Origin of the sequence: Paracoccus beibuensis (genome assembly GCF_026162625.1) — a bacterium.
Lineage (GTDB): Bacteria > Pseudomonadota > Alphaproteobacteria > Rhodobacterales > Rhodobacteraceae > Paracoccus > Paracoccus beibuensis.
The window spans coordinates 1-16,191 of record NZ_JAOTBD010000009.1 but is presented as its reverse complement, the minus strand read 5'-3'; the positions used below and the strand labels follow the sequence as shown (position 1 = coordinate 16,191).

The window sequence follows — 16,191 nt, the reverse complement described above, 5'->3', positions numbered from 1 at the left end:
CGACATGGCTGCATATCAAACCGAAGTTCATGATTATGACGTCGTCGTCGTGGGTGCCGGCGGCGCCGGACTGCGCGCCACGCTCGGCATGGCCGAACAGGGGCTGCGCACAGCCTGCGTGACGAAGGTGTTTCCGACGCGGTCCCACACCGTCGCCGCACAGGGAGGCATCGCCGCGTCGCTGTCCAACATGGGGCCCGACAACTGGCAGTGGCACATGTACGACACCGTGAAGGGGTCGGACTGGCTGGGCGACACGGATGCGATGGAATATCTGGCGCGCGAGGCGCCCAAGGCCGTCTACGAGCTGGAACATTATGGCGTGCCCTTCAGCCGGACCGAGGACGGGCGCATCTACCAGCGCCCCTTCGGCGGCCACACGACCGAGTTCGGCGAAGGCCCCCCGGTGCAGCGCACCTGCGCCGCCGCCGACCGGACCGGCCACGCCATCCTGCACACGCTCTATGGCCAATCGCTGAAGAACAACGCCGAGTTTTTCATCGAATACTTCGCCCTTGACCTGATCATCACTGACGGCCGCTGCACCGGCGTCGTCTGCTGGAAGCTGGATGACGGCACGATCCACGTCTTCAATGCCAAGATGGTGGTGCTGGCGACGGGCGGCTATGGCCGTGCCTATTTCAGCGCCACCAGTGCCCATACCTGCACCGGTGACGGTGGCGGGATGGTGGCCCGCGCGGGCCTGCCGCTGCAGGACATGGAGTTCGTCCAGTTCCACCCGACCGGCATCTATGGTTCCGGCTGCCTGATCACCGAAGGCGCACGGGGCGAAGGCGGCTACCTGACCAACAGCGAGGGCGAGCGCTTCATGGAGCGTTACGCGCCGACTTACAAGGACCTGGCCAGCCGCGACGTCGTCAGCCGCTGCATGACGATGGAGATCCGCGAGGGTCGCGGCGTCGGTCCCGACAAGGACCACATCTTCCTGAACCTGATGCACCTGCCGCCGGAAACGCTGCATGAACGCCTGCCGGGCATCAGCGAAAGTGCCAAGATCTTCGCCGGCGTCGACGTGACGCGTGCGCCGATCCCGGTCATTCCCACCGTCCACTACAACATGGGCGGCATTCCGACGAACTACTGGGGCGAGGTCCTGGCACCCACGGAAGCCGATCCCGACGCCATCTTCCCGGGCCTGATGGCCGTGGGCGAGGCCGGCTGCGCATCCGTTCATGGGGCGAACCGCCTCGGGTCGAACTCGCTGATCGACCTCGTGGTCTTCGGGCGGGCGGCGGCGTTGCGCGCCGGGGCGGTCATCGACCGCGCAGGTGCGGTGCCTTCGATCAACCATGCGGAGGTTGACCGGGCGCTGGATCGCTTCGATGGGCTGCGCCATGCAACGGGCAGCACCTCGACGGCGGAACTGCGCGATCAGATGCAGCGCACGATGCAGGCCGACGCGGCCGTCTTCCGGACCGACAAGACGCTGGCCGAGGGTGTTGAGAAGATGGAGGCCGTCGCGGCGAAGATGGACGACATCAAGGTGACCGATCGCGGCATGATCTGGAACACCGACTTGATGGAGACGTTGGAGCTGACGAACCTGATGCCGAACGCCCTGACGACCATCGTCGCGGCCGAGGCCCGCAAGGAAAGCCGCGGCGCCCACGCGCACGAGGATTATCCTGAGCGGGATGACGCCAACTGGCGCAAGCATTCGCTTGCTTGGGTCGAGGGCAACAAGGTTAAACTGGCCTATCGCCCCGTCCACCTCGAGCCGCTGACGACGGCAGGGGAAGGCGGAATCGACCTGAACAAGATTGCTCCGAAGAAAAGGGTTTATTGATGCGCTTCAACCTCATTGCCGCTTTCGGCCTTTCCGCCGCCACCCTCGCCGGCTGTGTGGCCCCGGTTCCCGTTGCGGGGCCGGCCGTTCCCACCGCGCCGGTCGCGACGCCGACGGTGCTGGACGCGGCCTCGCGCCAGGTGGCCCGCAACGTGATCAACACGCAGATGCAGTCGCGCCTGCCGGGCGCCAACGTCACGCCCTATACCGATTGCGTCGTCAACAACGCGACCACTGCGGAACTGATCGACATCGCCCAGATGTCGCGTGCCGGAGCATCGGGCGCGGCCGACAGCGTGGCGACCATTGTCTCGCGTCCGGCCACGACGCAGTGCATCGCCGCCGCGGCTCGCACGGCCTGACATGATCGCGCGGGCATCCCTGCTGGGCCTGATGCCGCTGCTTGCGGCGCTGACAGCCTGCGGCCCGGTCCCCGTGGACCAGGCCGAGCGGAGCTGCCTGCGCGACGCCAGACTGGCCGAACGCCCACGCGGTCATGCCGTGATGGGCGTCGGCGGCGAATCCGGCGGAACCCGAGGGTTTGGCCGGATTGAGCTTGAGGTCAGGGGCGACTACCTGATGCGGCGTGACCCGTCGGACGTCTTCGCCCGCTGCGTCGTCGCACGTTCCGGTCAGGCGCCGACTCGACCGCTGGCCGACCAGCCCGACTGGCGGAGCAGCGCGTGGTGATGATGTCCGAAGGACGCAGGCTGATCCTGCATGTCGGTGTGCAGAAGACCGGCACCACCTCGATCCAGCGGTTCCTCAAGCTGCGCGCGTCCGAGCTTGCCGACTGCCTGATCGTCCGCACCCCCGAGGAAGGCACCCCGATGCGCCCCTTGGGCCGCGCCGCTGTTGCGCTGAGCCTGTCGGGTCAGAAGGACGATCGCGAGGCATTGCGCGCGGCTTTCGACGACGTTCTTGACACGGTGCCCGACGGCCCGCAGCCCGTCATCCTCAGCCACGAGAACCTTGCGGGCGCGATGCCCGGCAATGGTGGCGAGACCCGGCTTTATCCCGCGCTGCCGCGGATCTTGAAGATCCTGGACAAAAGCGCGCAGGCCCGCGGATTTTCCTGCGACGTCGTCCTATATACACGGCAGATGCTGTCGTGGCGGCCCTCGGTCTGGGCGCAGGCGGTTCGCACCGACGGATATGCCGGCACGTTCGAGGAGTTCATGGAGGCGACCGCCGACCTGCCCGAATGGGATGACCTGGTCGATCGGGTGCGCGCCGTCCTCGGGCCCGACCGCGTGACGCGCCTCCGGCTCGAGGAGGAGACAGACCTGGAACGGCCGGGACGCCAGCTTCTGGCCCATGCCGGGATCGAGGCCGCGCGCATCGACGCGCTGGCCCCGCTGGAAGATGCCGCGATGAAGCGGCTGAACGGCGGGTCGACCGAATTTCTTCGTCAGGTGAATGCCTTGGCGCTCAATCCTCATGCTCGTGGCAGGATCGCCGATCTTGTTGCCCGCACCCAACACCTGTTCACGGCCGACGCGCCGTCCGAAGGCACTCTCTGAAAGGAGCTACCCAATGGTCCAGTTCACCCTGCCCAAGAACAGCCAGATCCGGGTTGGCAAGACCTGGCCCAAGCCCGAGGGCGCGACCAACGTCAAGAAGTTCACCATCTATCGGTGGGAACCCGAAACCGGTGAGAACCCGCGTCTCGACACGTATTTCATCGACCTCGACCGCTGCGGCCCGATGGTCCTGGACGCGCTGATCAAGATCAAGAACGAGATCGACCCGACCCTGTCCTTCCGCCGGTCCTGCCGCGAGGGGATCTGCGGGTCCTGCGCGATGGTCATCGACGGCGGCAACCGGCTGGCCTGCATCTTCGGCATCGACGAGGTCAAGGGCGACGTCGCCATCTATCCGCTGCCGCACATGCCCGTGGTCAAGGACCTGATCCCCGACCTGACGCATTTCTACGCGCAGCACGCGTCGGTGAACCCCTATCTGCAGACCAAGTCGCCGACGCCCGGCAAGGAGTGGAAGCAGTCGATCGAGGACCGCAAGAAGCTGGACGGGCTCTACGAGTGCATCCTGTGCGCCTCTTGTTCCACCGCGTGCCCCAGCTATTGGTGGAACGGCGACCGCTATCTGGGCCCGGCGGCGCTGCTGCACGCCTATCGCTGGATCATCGACAGCCGCGACGAGGCTACGGGGGAACGGTTGGACGGCCTGGAAGACCCGTTCAAGCTCTATCGTTGCCACACCATCATGAACTGCACGAACACCTGCCCCAAGGGCCTGAATCCTGCCAAGGCCATCGCCTCGATAAAGCACATGATGGTCGAACGGGCAGGCTGAACGCGTCGGGTGGGGCAGGCCGGGCCTGCTTCCCCGATCAGGTCCAAGTGTCGGCCCTGCAAAGGGGCCGTCACCAAAGCAGGCTTTGGCAGCCGACGTCAGTTCGACAAGGCCAGCGCGGCGGTCGGGCCGCTGGCTTCCAGGTGCCACGCTGCGGCCCAATTTCCCGCAGAACGCTCCAGCACAAGGAAGTTGCGTTCAGCCGTGTAGCGCGTCTTCTGGCCTGGCAGCGGCTGGATGCGGATCGGGTGGCCCGGCAGGGGATGTTCCCCCAACGATGCCAGCGCACCGAGGAAGCGCGCCCACCCCTTCGGCGGCGCGCGGTGCGCGATCCCCGACGCCACGAGCTGGTGCAGGTGCTGGCCCGGGCCGATCTCCATGACCGCGCGCGTGGCGAGGTGGATCTCCCCCGAAATTGCCGTCACGTCGTGACCATCCCGCTGCGCCATGTCGCGCACCATCGCCAGCATCCGCCGCCATTCGTCACGATGCGCGCGGCTCTGCCACTGGTCACGCAGATCGTCCTCGTATTTCTGCATCCGCGGGATGACGCGCATCAGCGCTTCGAGGAGCGACATGCGCGGCCCCAGCAATGGTACGCTGGAGAGCAGCATCGTGTGTCCGGGGGCATCAAGTCGCGCCTCTGCCTCCATCATGGACCAGCCGCCGGGGCCCATGATGCGCTTCCGTTGCCGCTCCGACCTCAAGTCAGGCGCCAGGATCCGCAGGCCCGGCGCGCGGATGCTCCAGCCCAGATGCGCGCCGGTCCGGTCGGTGAAGCGCGGCGGCAGATCGTCCGCGGTAGCGGCGTGCTGGAAGATCAGGAAGCTCTCACGCGCCACCGCAAAGAGGGTCCGTCCGACGGCCGAATTCGCGCGTCGCTGGGGCAGGGATCCCCAGCCATCGCAGATATCGTGGTCGTCCCATTGCATCAGCGACGGCACCCGCGCCGCCAGCCAAACCATTTCGGGCGCGGCATAAAGGGCGGCATAGCGTGCGAAGAAGCGCTCTCGCAGGTGATCGCGCAGCCCGGCCAGCGCCTCGGGCGAGGGTGCGTCCGGAACGCGGTCGGGCCAGCCGTCGCTGAGGTCGTGTCCGTGCGTCACCTCGTCGGCATAGACCTGGTCGCCGCCATGCAGCATCAGCGCGAAAGGCTGGCGCCGGTGCTGATCGCGCAGCCGCGCCCACATGGCGTTCCGCTCCGAACCCTCGCGCTCCATGTCGCCCACTTCCTCGCCGTTGCACGAGACGTAGGCCAGCCGCAGGTCGCCGGTCAGGTCGCCTGCGACCTCGAAGTCCTGACCGTCCCAGCCGTAGGCCGAGGAGCGATCCGCAGGAAGATCGAACCGCGCCCGCCAGACGACGGCATCCCGGAATTCTGCAATACGCTGACACCGCACCTGCCGTCCCGAGGCTTCGATCGGCGGCGGGACGTCCTGCTGTCTTCCGATGAACAACGCGGACAGGTGAAGCCGACCCTGTGCGACGTCATCGAGAAGCAGGACGGGGCCGGTGATTTTCGCGATCTGCTGTTACATCCATTTCAACTAAGCGCACCGCTCCGGCACCGCAATCCCACTGCGCGATTTGGCGGTATCACAAGGTTGGCTGGGACAGCAAAGGCCCGCTGAACCTGCACGGCCCTCGGATCTGCTCGCGGTGGACGGTAAAGGCTCTGACGTGGCCGGCGGAACCCGTGGTGCGCCTGTTCCCAGGCGTCACAGTGGCAGGCGATGCCATCAGCGGCCACTGGGTCATCGGCGAGGGGTTCGCGTCGAGAACCGATGACCTGCCCCCTTCGGTCCCTCGCTCCAATGTAGAGTTCGCTTCGCCATGAAGGAGCAGGCGACATGAGGACAAGCCGCTTTGCCGAGGCGCAGATCATTGGCATGATCAAGGAGCAGGAAGCCGGAATGGCGACGGCGGAGGTCTGTCGCCGTCATGGGCTGAGCTCCGCGACTTTCTGCAAGCCGAAAGCCAAGTATGGCGGCATGGATATGTCCGGTGCCCGGAGGCTGAAGGCGCTTGAAGACGACAACGGCAGGCTGAAGCGTCTGCTGGCGGATGCGATGCTCGACAACATCGTGCTGAATGACCTCTTGAGAAAGCCCTGACGACATCGAAAAGGCGGCGGGAGGCTGTGCTCGACGCGATGCGGAATCATGCTATCTTGCAACGCCGGGCCGTCGGCGGCATGCGCCGACCCTGGTCGGTGTCGATCCGAAGACGGTGCGGCGCGAGCGGCCGCCCGGCAACCCGGAGATCCGCAAGGCCATGCAGAAGATCGCGGCGCTGCGCCACAGGTCTCGGCTATCGGCGGATCGGACTGCTGCTGGAACGCAGGGGCATGCTGATGAACCCGAAGAAGCTGTATCGGCTCTATCGCGATGAAGGGCTGTCGGTCCGGCGCCGACGTGGCCGCAAGCATGCCCGAGGCGCATGCACGCCGATGCCGCTGGCCCTGATGCCGAACCAGCCGTTGGTCGCTGGACTTCGTGGCGGACACGTTTGGGGCGCCGCGCAACTTCCGGATCCTGGCGGTGATCGACGACTGCTGCCGCGAGAACCCGTGTCTGATCGCCGACACCGGCATCTGGGGCGTCAGGGTGGCCCGCGCGTTGGATGCACCGGTGCGGATCTACGGCAAGCCCGACTGTATCGTCAGCGACAACGGGACCGAGTTGGCCCGGCGCGCTATCCTGAAGTGGGCCAAACAGAACGGCGTCGCCTGGCACTACATCGATCCCGGCAAGTGGCAGCATCGAGCCACATGTCCGCCTGGTCCGAGGACCATGGCGAGAGCCTTCATCGAGCCGTTCAACGGCAGCCCGCGCGACGAACCGCTGAACGAGGGGATCTTCGGCACCCTGGATGATGCCCGCCGCAAGATCGCCCTCTGGCGCTACGACGACGACGCCGTCAGGTCGTAATCGTCGCTTGGCAACCTGACGCCGCTCGAGGCGCGCCGGTCGCTTGCGCGACATGATGGCTACGCGCCCGACGCGCTTGCCCCGAAACCAACCGCCGGCTACCAATCGCAAACCGCCAGCCTTCTGTTATCATCGAGGAGCCGACCGGGGCGGGTCGCAACCGGCAGATGATTCGCGCTTGAGTTCATCAGCATCAGGTGAGCCGCATGCAAGGATTCAACTCCAGCAGGCCGACATGATGCGAATGTCGGACGTCCTTTTTCAGGACGACGGGGCCTTGAATGGGCTACCAGTTGCGCGCTCCTGGACTTCGCGATGACGCTGGCCGTATCGGACAACACGCTCGGGTCCTCCCCCAGCTTCGGGGCCTTCATCGAGGCTGGGCTTGACGAGGCCGCACTCGCGATCCCGCTGTCGTGGATCGCAGCCTTGAACATGGCGGGGCTCTACATCAACGGGCGTGGCGACATTCAACGATCTTGCGGATGGTCGGCGCGATCATCAGCGCGGTCTTCGGCTTCCTCTCGGTGATGTTCGTCATGCCCTACCACACGCATCATGCCCCATCCTGCCACTCGGTTCTAACCAACGGACGCATCCAGCTCCTCAACGGCTGCACTCACACGCTTGCAGGCTAAGCCGTGGATCTGCCGGAGCGGAACCTTTGACCCGCTATCTCAGCGCCGGCGCATCGCTTCTGTCGCTGGCCGGCTTTGATGGTTGCAGACGCAGCGGGCTTGCCGCCTGGCTGACCGGTTGGTCGCGACAGAGGCGCAGCTGGTCGAGTATGCCCGCGACGGAGGTCCAGCGACAGTCGCTTAAGCGGCTGCAAATCATCGTGGACGACAGGGACGCGCCGGACCGTGAGTTGCAAGAAGGAGAAGGGGCCGATGCGCCGCTTGATGGCTATCTCCTTGAAGGAGCCCGGCGTCTTTGGCCCTGAGCCTGCGCCAGCTACTCGCAGCCGCCATGCTGATGCCCTGCCCAAGCTGGCCGGGCAGGGTGCCGGAGACGGAGCGGGAGGTTCTGCGGGCGGCGCAGGCCGAGAAGATCGGCAGGCTCTGCGCCGAAGATAAGCCGTTTGAAATGGCGGAGAGCGTTCAGGCTGATTGATGCAGTCATGTGAAGGCCCGTGCTCCCTCCTAGCCCCGCACTGGCAGCAGAGGGAGCAGATCATGCGCCGTCGCTACTCAAACGCACGCGGCGACGACCGGACTCAATCTGGACCTGTCCCGGTTTCGTTCCGGTCAGGTCCTCATGTCAAGCGGCCCTCTGTTCGAAGACCACGGGCGATTTCCAGTTCAAGGCCGAGTGTTTTCGGCGGGTTGTGGAAGCCGTTGATGTATTCGAAGATGGCGATTTCGACGTCACGCCGCGCGTGCCAGTCGCGGCGCCAGACCAGTTCGGCCTTCAGCGATTTGAAAAAGCTTTCGACGGCCGAATCGTCGTAGCAGTTGCCCTTGCCGCTCATCGATACCTTGAACCCATGACTGTGCAGGATCTTCTGGTAGTCGTGGGCGCAGTGTTGCGAGCCGCGGTCGGAGTGGTGAATGCAGTCCGGTGGCCCGCGGCGCAACGCGATCGCCATGTTCAGCGCCCTGATCGCCAGATCCTGCTTCATGCGGTTGCTGATGGCCCATCCGACAACACGTCTTGAAAACAGGTCGATGATGACCGCCAGATAAACCCAGCCCTCACGCCTCCAGACGAAGGTGATGTCGCCGGCCCACTTCTGGTTCGGCCCGCTCGCCGAAAAGTCCTGGCTCGCAGGAGGTTCGGCGCGATGTTGAAGGCGTGATCGCTGTCCGTGGTGCGCCTGAACGCCGCTCGCTGCGGACGACCCGGATGCCGTTCTGGCGCATCAGGCGACCAATGCGACGCTGTCCGACATGCAGGCCCAGCTCGTTCAGTTCCTCGGTCATGCGCGGCCTGCCATAGCTGCCCAGGCTTAGGCGGTGCTGGTCGCGGATATGGGCCAGGATCACCATGTCGCGCCGCTGTCGCTGCGATGGCGGCCGATGCCGCCAGGCCCGCAGCCCACGATCCGTGACACCCATCAAGCGGCACAGCCGACTGCGCGAGAGGCTGCCGCAATAGCTGGCAATGAACCGAAACCTCATGACTTCCGAGCCGCGAAGAATTGAGCCGCCCTTCTTAGCACCTCCCTCTCCTCCCGCAGTATCCGGTTCTCTTTGCGCAGCCGTTCATTCTCGCGAAGAAGATCGGCATCCCGTTCGGGAACCCGGGCCTCTTCGGAAATCGCCCGAATCCATTTTCCCAGCGTCGAAAGTCCCACTCCAAGATCCGACGCGACTTGGCGCCGTGTCAGACCGCTGGTGAGCGCGATGCGAACCGCATCTCGCTTGAACTCGTCGCTGTGTGTCGCTGCCATATCCAGTCTCCTTCTTGGCGAACATCGCTCTCAGAAGACCGGAACGAAACCGGGACAGGTCCATGTTGACCCGTTTGTCGCTTGGCGAACATAGATCCAGGCCGCAGTTGCTCTATCCCGAACTTTGGTTCATAAGGCGGCTGCTTTTGCCTTAAAGATATCTTGCTAGGCGCGAGCGAATTCAGAAACACTGCGCGGTGTCATGACCGAGTTTATCCAACCACCCTTCCCAACGCCGGGACATGCACCGCTCCCGCAGCGGCGCGAGAATGATCAAGAGAAGGTGCTAAGGGAGGTCGGGAAACATCGCAGTTTTGGAACCTTTCGTGCTATTGCCGCTCTGATCCTGAGAGAGATGCAGACGAGCAAAAGCCGAGTGGCTGGCGGATACATCTGGACGATCGCTGAGCCGGTTGGCGGTATCGTGGTTCTGACCTTGATCTTCTCGATGGGTTTCAGGGCGCCTCCGATGGGCACCAACTTTGCGATATTCTATGCCACAGGTGTCGTTCCTTTCATGGCTTATCTTGATATCTCTGGTAAAGTTTCCGGGTCCATCAGCTATTCGAGCGCCTTGCTGAAGTACCCCGCCGTTACATTCATGGACGCTTTGCTGGCACGCATCATCTTCAACACAATCACGCAAACTATCGTTTCCTCGATTGTGTTCATAGGATTGCTCAGCTTCTTCGAAACAAGAACTGATCCTCAATTCGGGATGGTAGTCATCGGAATGGCAATGGCCATTGGACTGTCTGTTGCAATAGGTTGTTTGAATTGCTTTCTATTTTCTGCCTTTCCTGGATGGCAACAGATTTGGGGAATACTGATGCGCCCCCTTTTCCTCGTGTCATGTGTGTTCTTTGTCTTCGATGATATACCACAACCCTATCAAGACTGGATTTGGTGGAACCCGCTGGTTCACGTGGTTGGACAAATGAGAAGAGCGTTCTATCACAGCTACTCAGGCGATTATGTCAGCTACGTCTATGTGTTCGGCTTGAGCCTGTTCCTTTTCGCTTTGGGACTAGCTCTCCTGATCCGCTATCATCTTGATCTACAGAACAGCTAGGTCATGTTGACAAATGGCGGATTCAGAGGCGGTTCGAGGTGATGTCGATGAAGCTCGGGAAGCTCTCTGCGGTCTTGTGGTAGCGGGTAGGCGACGCGGCGGGCGTTTTCGAGCTTGTTGAAGCACCGCTCGACAAGGTTCCGCAACCGGTAGGGCTTGCGGTCGGCAGCCACGCGCAGTTTCCGTGACTTCCGCATGGGTATCGCGGGCACGACGTTGCGCACCTCCATGGTTTTGCGAACCTTGTCAGAGACATGGTCGCGATCGGCCAGCAGGACGCAAGGTTCCGGCAGGTTGTCGTCCATTACCAGATCGAAGCGCAGATGGTCCGACGTCTCGCCCGGCGAAATATCCGACCTCAGGGGGAGGCCTGCACCGTTGACCCGGAGGTGGATCTTGGTTGTGAAGTGGAAGGTGGTCCAGAAAACGATCCGGTGGATCGTCTTCCCACCGGACGCTCTCGAACGGCCGAAACCTTGTCTCGGAGTCCCCCCTTTTGCGCCCGCTGCCTGATGATGGGCGCGGACCACGGTGCTGAAGGGCGTCGGGAACCAGCCCGCTTTCATTCGATGCGCCCGTGATCTGCTCCCAGAAGGCGCACAGGATCGGCAGCCATCTCTTCGCCGCCGTGATCGGCGCGCTTTCCCGGTTCGCCGGGTTGTCGGTTATTTTTTGGGTTGTAGTTGGTCGTGGCTTTCAGAACCGCGATGGCCTCGGGCGTCGTGTACTCGCGCTCACGGGTCCGCTGCGCCTTGGCGACCTGTGCCTGCGGCGGCGGCCTGCACTGCATCGGCGAAGATGTCTCGGAGCGGCTGGATATCGTGCCGGCACAGTTCCGCGTCATCGTCACCCGCCGCCCCAAATATGCGTGCCGGTCCTGCACCGACGGTGTGACGCAGGCGCCGGAACCGCCGCGGCTGATGCGCAGCGGCGCCCGCGATAGGTCATTGTCCTACGAGGTGGAGAACTTCGGCGGTTGTCTGGCGCTGCAATCAGCGGCTGGCTGGGGAGAGGAGAGCATGCGCTAATCAACTCGGCCGTGGGACGATCCCACGAGCAGGCGGTGGCCGGAGCGGTGTGACAGCCGTCCGGAGCCCAGCTTTGTCGGGCTCTTTCAGCGCAAGAGCGCATACATTTCGCTGACTTGGCTATCTAACGTTGGCGGGAATGCCGGTCTCGGCATGCACCGGAAGGTCCTGGGGCATCGAACGCGTGTGCCACCCGACTAAACCGCTTACCGGAAGTTCTTGGCCTTCACTTTGACGCTGTCGATGTGGAGATCGGGGATGTAGATGTCGCGCGGCTGCGGCCCTTCGGGCGCGGATGTGGACGAACGGAACTCGTCGCCGCGGCCGTGGGGCAGGCGGAATCCACACGCGACCGATAAGATCACCGACATGTCGAAGGTATCATCGGGTAGTTGATCGCGCGAAAGGGGGGGAAGTTGTGGTATCTCTGTATTCGTGCCTCCTGCATCGGAAGCACATCGCTCGGCCGGTAGATCCTGCGTGCCGATCCGATCCACGACGATATCCGCTTTTCAGGCTGCTCCCGCCAAGTCAGATTGAATGCGGCTCGTTTGGGAAGAAGGTGATGGCGTGGAAGTCGAGGTGATCAAACAACCACCACGCGAGGTCAAGCCAATCACGCCCGCTGTCGTATTGGTCAGCGAACCAGGGGATGACAGCGCTCGTGCAGGCTCCGCACCGGCCCTCGGCGTCGCGCTGGTCCCAGATGTGGCTGGCGCGATTGGATTCATTCGAGGCGCAACCTAAGCCATGTTCAGCGCCATACCCATTGACTTCGGGAGAACGATAGGCCGATCGCACGGCGATAGGACCAAATGTTTCAACAAGAGGATCCAAGAGCTCCGTCGCGAGCTTCCGGCCGGTAAAAAGAGCGAGATCGGGGTCATCGGGGATGTTCGGGATCCTTACGAAATTCCCGATCTACGAGTAGAGAAAATCCCGCATAAAGAAGTGGCGCGACAGGCGCTCACGTCCTAGTGCTTCGAGGCCGCGGACGCTGCCAGGCTTTCGCATTCTTGGTCTCCAGATTATGCAGCCGCAGCCGTGGCGTTGGCGCGTTGGACAATTGCCAGCAATTCCTGTGCTTGCTTGTCCTCGAAGACGCCAGCAAGTCCCATGTCGTCGAGGTCTGTGAAAGGACTCTCATAGAACAGGGCAGGGTCAACGATGCCCGCTTCGGTCAAGCTGTCGATGACCAGGTTCACGAACTCAGTTTGGTTGGCGCTCAGCGCGTTCTGGGTGGTAAAACTGCTGAAGAGCGACTTGGCGGCAGCGCGATCAAGGCCTGTGAGCGAGCGAAGGAACACCCCAAGCCCAGCGCCGCCAGTGGCGTCATTCAACGCCTCAGCGTCCACGACGTCTTCCTCCACGAACATCCTCTCAAGCTCGTCGAGGTCCTGCTGCGTCAGTTGATCGGCTCGGCGGACCTTGATCAGGGCAATGTGGTCGCGGTGCTTTTCGACAAAGCGGCGGGCCTTCATGCGAAACTGAGCCTTGTCGACGCCAGCGCCGAGTTGCGGAAGTGTAACCACATTCCCAACGCCGATTTCATCCTCGAAGTCGGTGATGACCAGCTTGCGGGTCTTTGGCTCGATCAGTTCGACCAGCAGGCGGAGCTTTCGGCGCACCTCATCCAGAAGATCAACGGTGATGTCAGTCCAGAACTCATCGGTCTGGATCTCGAGGATCAACGACAGCTGCTTCGCCACTAAGGGGATGTTTCCCAGAGCCTCAAGCGATGAGGCTACGTCGCGGATTCGGGTCTGCGCACGTGCAAAGGCAGCCTCGCCCCGCAGAAGGGAAAGCTGCGCTCCGTGCACCAGCAGATCGAACTGCTTTGCCGGGAGGTTATCATCCCGGAAGGCGCTGGGCAGACCGGCGATACGGGTCGAGAGTGCCTCCTGCGCATTGGCATCCAATTCATCCCAAGCCGCGCGCGCCTGAAACGCCTCCACATTCTGCCGATGAGGCCGAACAATGAAGTTATCGACATTCATGCCGGTGACTTCCTCGTGAAGCCGGTCGCGCAGGCGCGGGCCGAGTTCCCCCTTATGTTCTGCCCGCTCAAGCTCCGTTATCAGCTCCAAGCGCGCGCGAAACAGGCGTTCGCCTATGGGCGCCGTGCCCCCGGGCTCGGCCCGATCAGGGTTCTCCCCGAAGAATTCGAGGTTCTGGCAGTAGTCGAAAATCAAGAATTCATGCTTGTCCTCGCCCGGCCCGAACAAGTTGCGCCGCAGCCGCGTTCCCCGTCCGACCATCTGCCAGAACTTCGTGCGGGAGCGGACGATCTTGAAGAATACGAGGTTCACCACATCCGGCACGTCAATTCCGGTGTCCAGCATGTCGACCGACACGGCGATATGCGGCGCCTTCTCCGGCTCCGAGAAGTCGTCGATCAGGCTCTGAGCATAGCTGACGCTGTAGTCGATCAGCGAGGCAAAGCTACCCTTCAGATGGGGATAGTTGATGTCGAACCGTTCCACGATGAAACGGGCATGGGCGCTGTTCTTGGCGAAGATGATCGTCTTGCCCAGGCGATCACCGGCGGCGACCTTGATGCCGTTGGTCATCAGATGCTTCAGCACCTTGTCAACGGTATCGATGTTGAACAGCCACTTGTTCAGATCGTTGGCATCGACATGATCGGGGGGATCGCCCTCGTCTGACCACTCCAGCGCATCCCAAGCCTCTTTTTCCTCATCGGACAGACGGTCATAGGTGATGCCCTCTCGCTGGAACCTGAGCGGGACCGAGATCCCCTTGGGTGGCACGAGGTAACCGTCATCGACCGCATCCTCCAGATCGTAGGAGTCGGTCGGCACGCCGCGTTCAAGTTGGAATAGCGAATAGGTATCCCGGTCGATCTCGTCACGGGGCGTCGCAGTCAGCCCGACCAGAAGTCCGTCGAAATACTCGAAGATCGCGCGATACTTGCGATAGACGGATCGGTGTGCCTCATCAATGACGATCAGGTCGAAATGGCCGGGACCAAAGCGCTTTTCCCCGTCCTTCATTTCATCGATCAGGCCCATCATCGTCGGATAGGTCGACAGGCAGACCCGCGCGGACGCGTGGTTGTTCTGGGTCGGGTCGTGGCTCTGCAGCAGGTTCGCGCTCGGCGCCGAGGGAAGATGAGCCTTGAAGGCTCCATGTGCCTGCTTCACCAATGCCACGCGATCGGCAAGGAACAGCACCCGCTTCACCCAGTTCGCGCGGAGCAACTGGTCGATCAGCGCGATCACCGTCCGCGTCTTGCCCGAACCTGTCGCCATGACCAGAAGCGCGTGGCGCTGCTTGCTCTCGAAGGCGTCGCCCACCCGGCGGATTGCCCGGTGCTGATAGAAGCGCTCGACGATGGTCTCATCGACCTCGACCGTTTCCAGCACCTTCCGCGTCGTGCGCCGCTGATGCAGCAGCACCAGCTCGTCCTTCTTCAGGAAGCCCGCGATCCCCCGTGGAGGATACATCGCGTCGTCCCAGATCCAATGCTCATAGCCGTTGGAACAGAAGATCACCGGCCGCCGCCCGAACGTCGCCTCCAGGCAATCGGCATAGAGCTTCGCCTGCTGTTGCCCGACCAGCGCATTCGTCTTGGTCCGTTTCGCCTCCACCAGCGCAAGCGGCTTGCCGTCGTCGCCCCAGAGAACGTAATCGACGAACCCCTCGCCTGCCGCGTTCGGCATTCCCGTCACACGGAACTCGCGGTCGCGCAGCTGATTCAGAGGCCAGCCTGCCTCCGCCAGCAGCAGGTCGATGAAAGCGTCGCGGGTCGTTGCCTCGTCATAATCATGCGTATCGGCCTGCGCCTGGTTCGCGACCTTCACGGCGGCGATCTCGGCGCGCAAGGCAGCGATCTCGGCCTCCAGCGCGGCGCGACCGGCCTCCGAGGTCATCCGCGCCTCCTCGGCCTCTCTCTGCGCCTTCAGCGAGGCGGCCTGCTTCTCGGCCAGCGCGTTGATCTGCGACACGGTGCTGGCGGTGATCGTCAGCGTCTTTTCCAGCTTCGCCACATCAAACGAAAGCGCCGGATCGGGTTTGCCCTTCTTCGCATAGGTGCGCGCGAACCAATAGCAGACGTGGAACAGCTCGCTGACCACCACCTTGGCATCCGACACCGAGGGCGACTTCGTGTCATGCGCCGCCTGATTGCCGCGGTCCTTGATGATCTTGGCCTTCGCGACGATGGCCGGCCCCGTCAGCGCGGCAAGTGAGGGCTCATGCACCAGCGCCGCCAGCGTGTCCTGATAGGGCGGTCTCAGCGTCTTGTCGCTGCGGAACATCCACAGCAGCGCGATCTCCAGCGTCAGGCGGGCGTGAAAGCAGGCGCTGCGGGGATCCGAAAGCGCCGCCAGTTCCGCCTTTTTCGCCGGAGCGAACAGCGCAGGAAATTCATCGGCGAGGAAAGCGAATTGATACATATGAACCGGAGGCTTAATAACCCGGTCAGGCTAATGGGCAGCGCCGTCTCGCAGCAAGCGAAATGATGTCTGGATCAATGATCCGCCAGTTCCGGAAACGCGCCGATGTGAGCTACTCCCCGAAAATCGGACAGTGACGGAAGCTACGATCTGACGTCTGCTGATCTCCGAGGACGAGGAGATCAGAAATGCGGAAACGCAGGAACCATGACGCGGGCTTCAAGGCGC

Annotated in this window: 12 protein-coding genes and 4 pseudogenes; 11 read left to right on the top strand and 5 right to left on the bottom strand. The window is 63.0% G+C overall.

What is annotated here, in order from left to right:
• Positions 1–4: 4 nt before the first annotated feature.
• Genes sdhA through OC159_RS08160 form a run of 5 tightly spaced genes read left to right on the top strand, consistent with a single transcriptional unit; the run spans position 5 to position 4,123 of the window.
• On the top strand, positions 5–1,807 hold the full coding sequence (gene sdhA, locus OC159_RS08180) for a succinate dehydrogenase flavoprotein subunit (protein WP_265500659.1): 1,803 nt from the start codon (positions 5–7) through the stop codon (positions 1,805–1,807).
• Positions 1,807–2,169 carry a hypothetical protein gene (locus OC159_RS08175; RefSeq protein ID WP_265500658.1) on the top strand — a complete coding sequence of 121 codons (363 nt, stop codon included), beginning with the start codon at positions 1,807–1,809 and terminating at the stop codon, positions 2,167–2,169. Before sdhA ends, OC159_RS08175 begins: the two co-directional genes overlap by 1 nt.
• A 1-nt stretch (position 2,170) precedes the next feature.
• Positions 2,171–2,497: a hypothetical protein gene (locus tag OC159_RS08170; protein WP_265500657.1), complete on the top strand. Its 327-nt coding sequence runs from the start codon at positions 2,171–2,173 to the stop codon at positions 2,495–2,497.
• On the top strand, positions 2,494–3,330 hold the full coding sequence (locus OC159_RS08165) for a hypothetical protein (protein WP_265500656.1): 837 nt from the start codon (positions 2,494–2,496) through the stop codon (positions 3,328–3,330). Before OC159_RS08170 ends, OC159_RS08165 begins: the two co-directional genes overlap by 4 nt.
• Positions 3,331–3,343: 13 nt before the next feature.
• Entirely contained in the window at positions 3,344–4,123 is a 780-nt protein-coding gene (locus OC159_RS08160) for a succinate dehydrogenase iron-sulfur subunit (RefSeq protein ID WP_265500655.1), read from the top strand.
• A 98-nt stretch (positions 4,124–4,221) separates the two neighbouring features.
• On the opposite strand, the gene OC159_RS08155 is transcribed toward OC159_RS08160, so the two are convergent.
• Positions 4,222–5,589 carry an alkaline phosphatase D family protein gene (locus OC159_RS08155; protein WP_265500749.1) on the bottom strand — a complete coding sequence of 456 codons (1,368 nt, stop codon included), beginning with the start codon at positions 5,587–5,589 and terminating at the stop codon, positions 4,222–4,224.
• A gap of 384 nt (positions 5,590–5,973) precedes the next feature.
• On the opposite strand from OC159_RS08155, the pseudogene OC159_RS08150 reads away from it, so the two are divergent.
• The 4 genes and pseudogenes from OC159_RS08150 to OC159_RS08135 all read left to right on the top strand — a co-directional run bounded on the left by OC159_RS08150 (position 5,974) and on the right by OC159_RS08135 (position 8,166).
• A pseudogene (locus tag OC159_RS08150) lies at positions 5,974–7,224 on the top strand (IS3 family transposase).
• A gap of 245 nt (positions 7,225–7,469) precedes the next feature.
• Positions 7,470–7,691 carry a hypothetical protein gene (locus tag OC159_RS08145; protein WP_265500654.1) on the top strand — a complete coding sequence of 74 codons (222 nt, stop codon included), beginning with the start codon at positions 7,470–7,472 and terminating at the stop codon, positions 7,689–7,691.
• A gap of 26 nt (positions 7,692–7,717) precedes the next feature.
• A complete protein-coding gene (locus OC159_RS08140; protein ID WP_265500653.1) occupies positions 7,718–7,996 on the top strand; it encodes a hypothetical protein in 279 nt (92 codons plus the stop codon).
• Positions 7,987–8,166: a hypothetical protein gene (locus OC159_RS08135; RefSeq protein WP_265500652.1), complete on the top strand. Its 180-nt coding sequence runs from the start codon at positions 7,987–7,989 to the stop codon at positions 8,164–8,166. The genes OC159_RS08140 and OC159_RS08135 overlap by 10 nt, the downstream gene beginning before the upstream one ends.
• A gap of 147 nt (positions 8,167–8,313) precedes the next feature.
• Here OC159_RS08135 and OC159_RS08130 read toward each other — a convergent pair.
• Positions 8,314–9,445, bottom strand: a pseudogene (locus OC159_RS08130) (IS3 family transposase).
• A 202-nt stretch (positions 9,446–9,647) separates the two neighbouring features.
• On the opposite strand from OC159_RS08130, the gene OC159_RS08125 reads away from it, so the two are divergent.
• Positions 9,648–10,517, top strand: coding sequence for an ABC transporter permease (locus tag OC159_RS08125; RefSeq protein ID WP_265500651.1), 870 nt, complete (start codon positions 9,648–9,650; stop codon positions 10,515–10,517).
• Between the two features lie 22 nt (positions 10,518–10,539).
• On the opposite strand, the pseudogene OC159_RS08120 reads toward OC159_RS08125, so the two are convergent.
• Positions 10,540–11,138 (bottom strand): annotated as a pseudogene (locus OC159_RS08120) (transposase); the annotation flags it as partial.
• A 146-nt stretch (positions 11,139–11,284) separates the two neighbouring features.
• Here OC159_RS08120 and OC159_RS08115 point away from each other — a divergent pair.
• Positions 11,285–11,449: pseudogene (locus OC159_RS08115) on the top strand (IS66 family transposase zinc-finger binding domain-containing protein); the annotation flags it as partial.
• A 302-nt stretch (positions 11,450–11,751) separates the two neighbouring features.
• Here the strand turns inward: OC159_RS08115 and OC159_RS20000 are convergent.
• Positions 11,752–12,042: a hypothetical protein gene (locus OC159_RS20000; RefSeq protein ID WP_322626719.1), complete on the bottom strand. Its 291-nt coding sequence runs from the start codon at positions 12,040–12,042 to the stop codon at positions 11,752–11,754.
• A gap of 531 nt (positions 12,043–12,573) precedes the next feature.
• On the bottom strand, positions 12,574–15,963 hold the full coding sequence (locus OC159_RS08105) for a DEAD/DEAH box helicase family protein (RefSeq protein WP_265500650.1): 3,390 nt from the start codon (positions 15,961–15,963) through the stop codon (positions 12,574–12,576).
• Positions 15,964–16,191 lie beyond the last annotated feature (228 nt).

Coding starts and splice junctions, on each gene's coding strand:
- sdhA (WP_265500659.1), top strand. CDS start 5: ATGGCTGCATATCAAACCGAAGTTCATGATTATGACGTCGTCGTCGTG.
- OC159_RS08175 (WP_265500658.1), top strand. CDS start 1,807: ATGCGCTTCAACCTCATTGCCGCTTTCGGCCTTTCCGCCGCCACCCTC.
- OC159_RS08170 (WP_265500657.1), top strand. CDS start 2,171: ATGATCGCGCGGGCATCCCTGCTGGGCCTGATGCCGCTGCTTGCGGCG.
- OC159_RS08160 (WP_265500655.1), top strand. CDS start 3,344: ATGGTCCAGTTCACCCTGCCCAAGAACAGCCAGATCCGGGTTGGCAAG.
- OC159_RS08125 (WP_265500651.1), top strand. CDS start 9,648: ATGACCGAGTTTATCCAACCACCCTTCCCAACGCCGGGACATGCACCG.
- OC159_RS08105 (WP_265500650.1), bottom strand. CDS start 15,963: ATGTATCAATTCGCTTTCCTCGCCGATGAATTTCCTGCGCTGTTCGCT.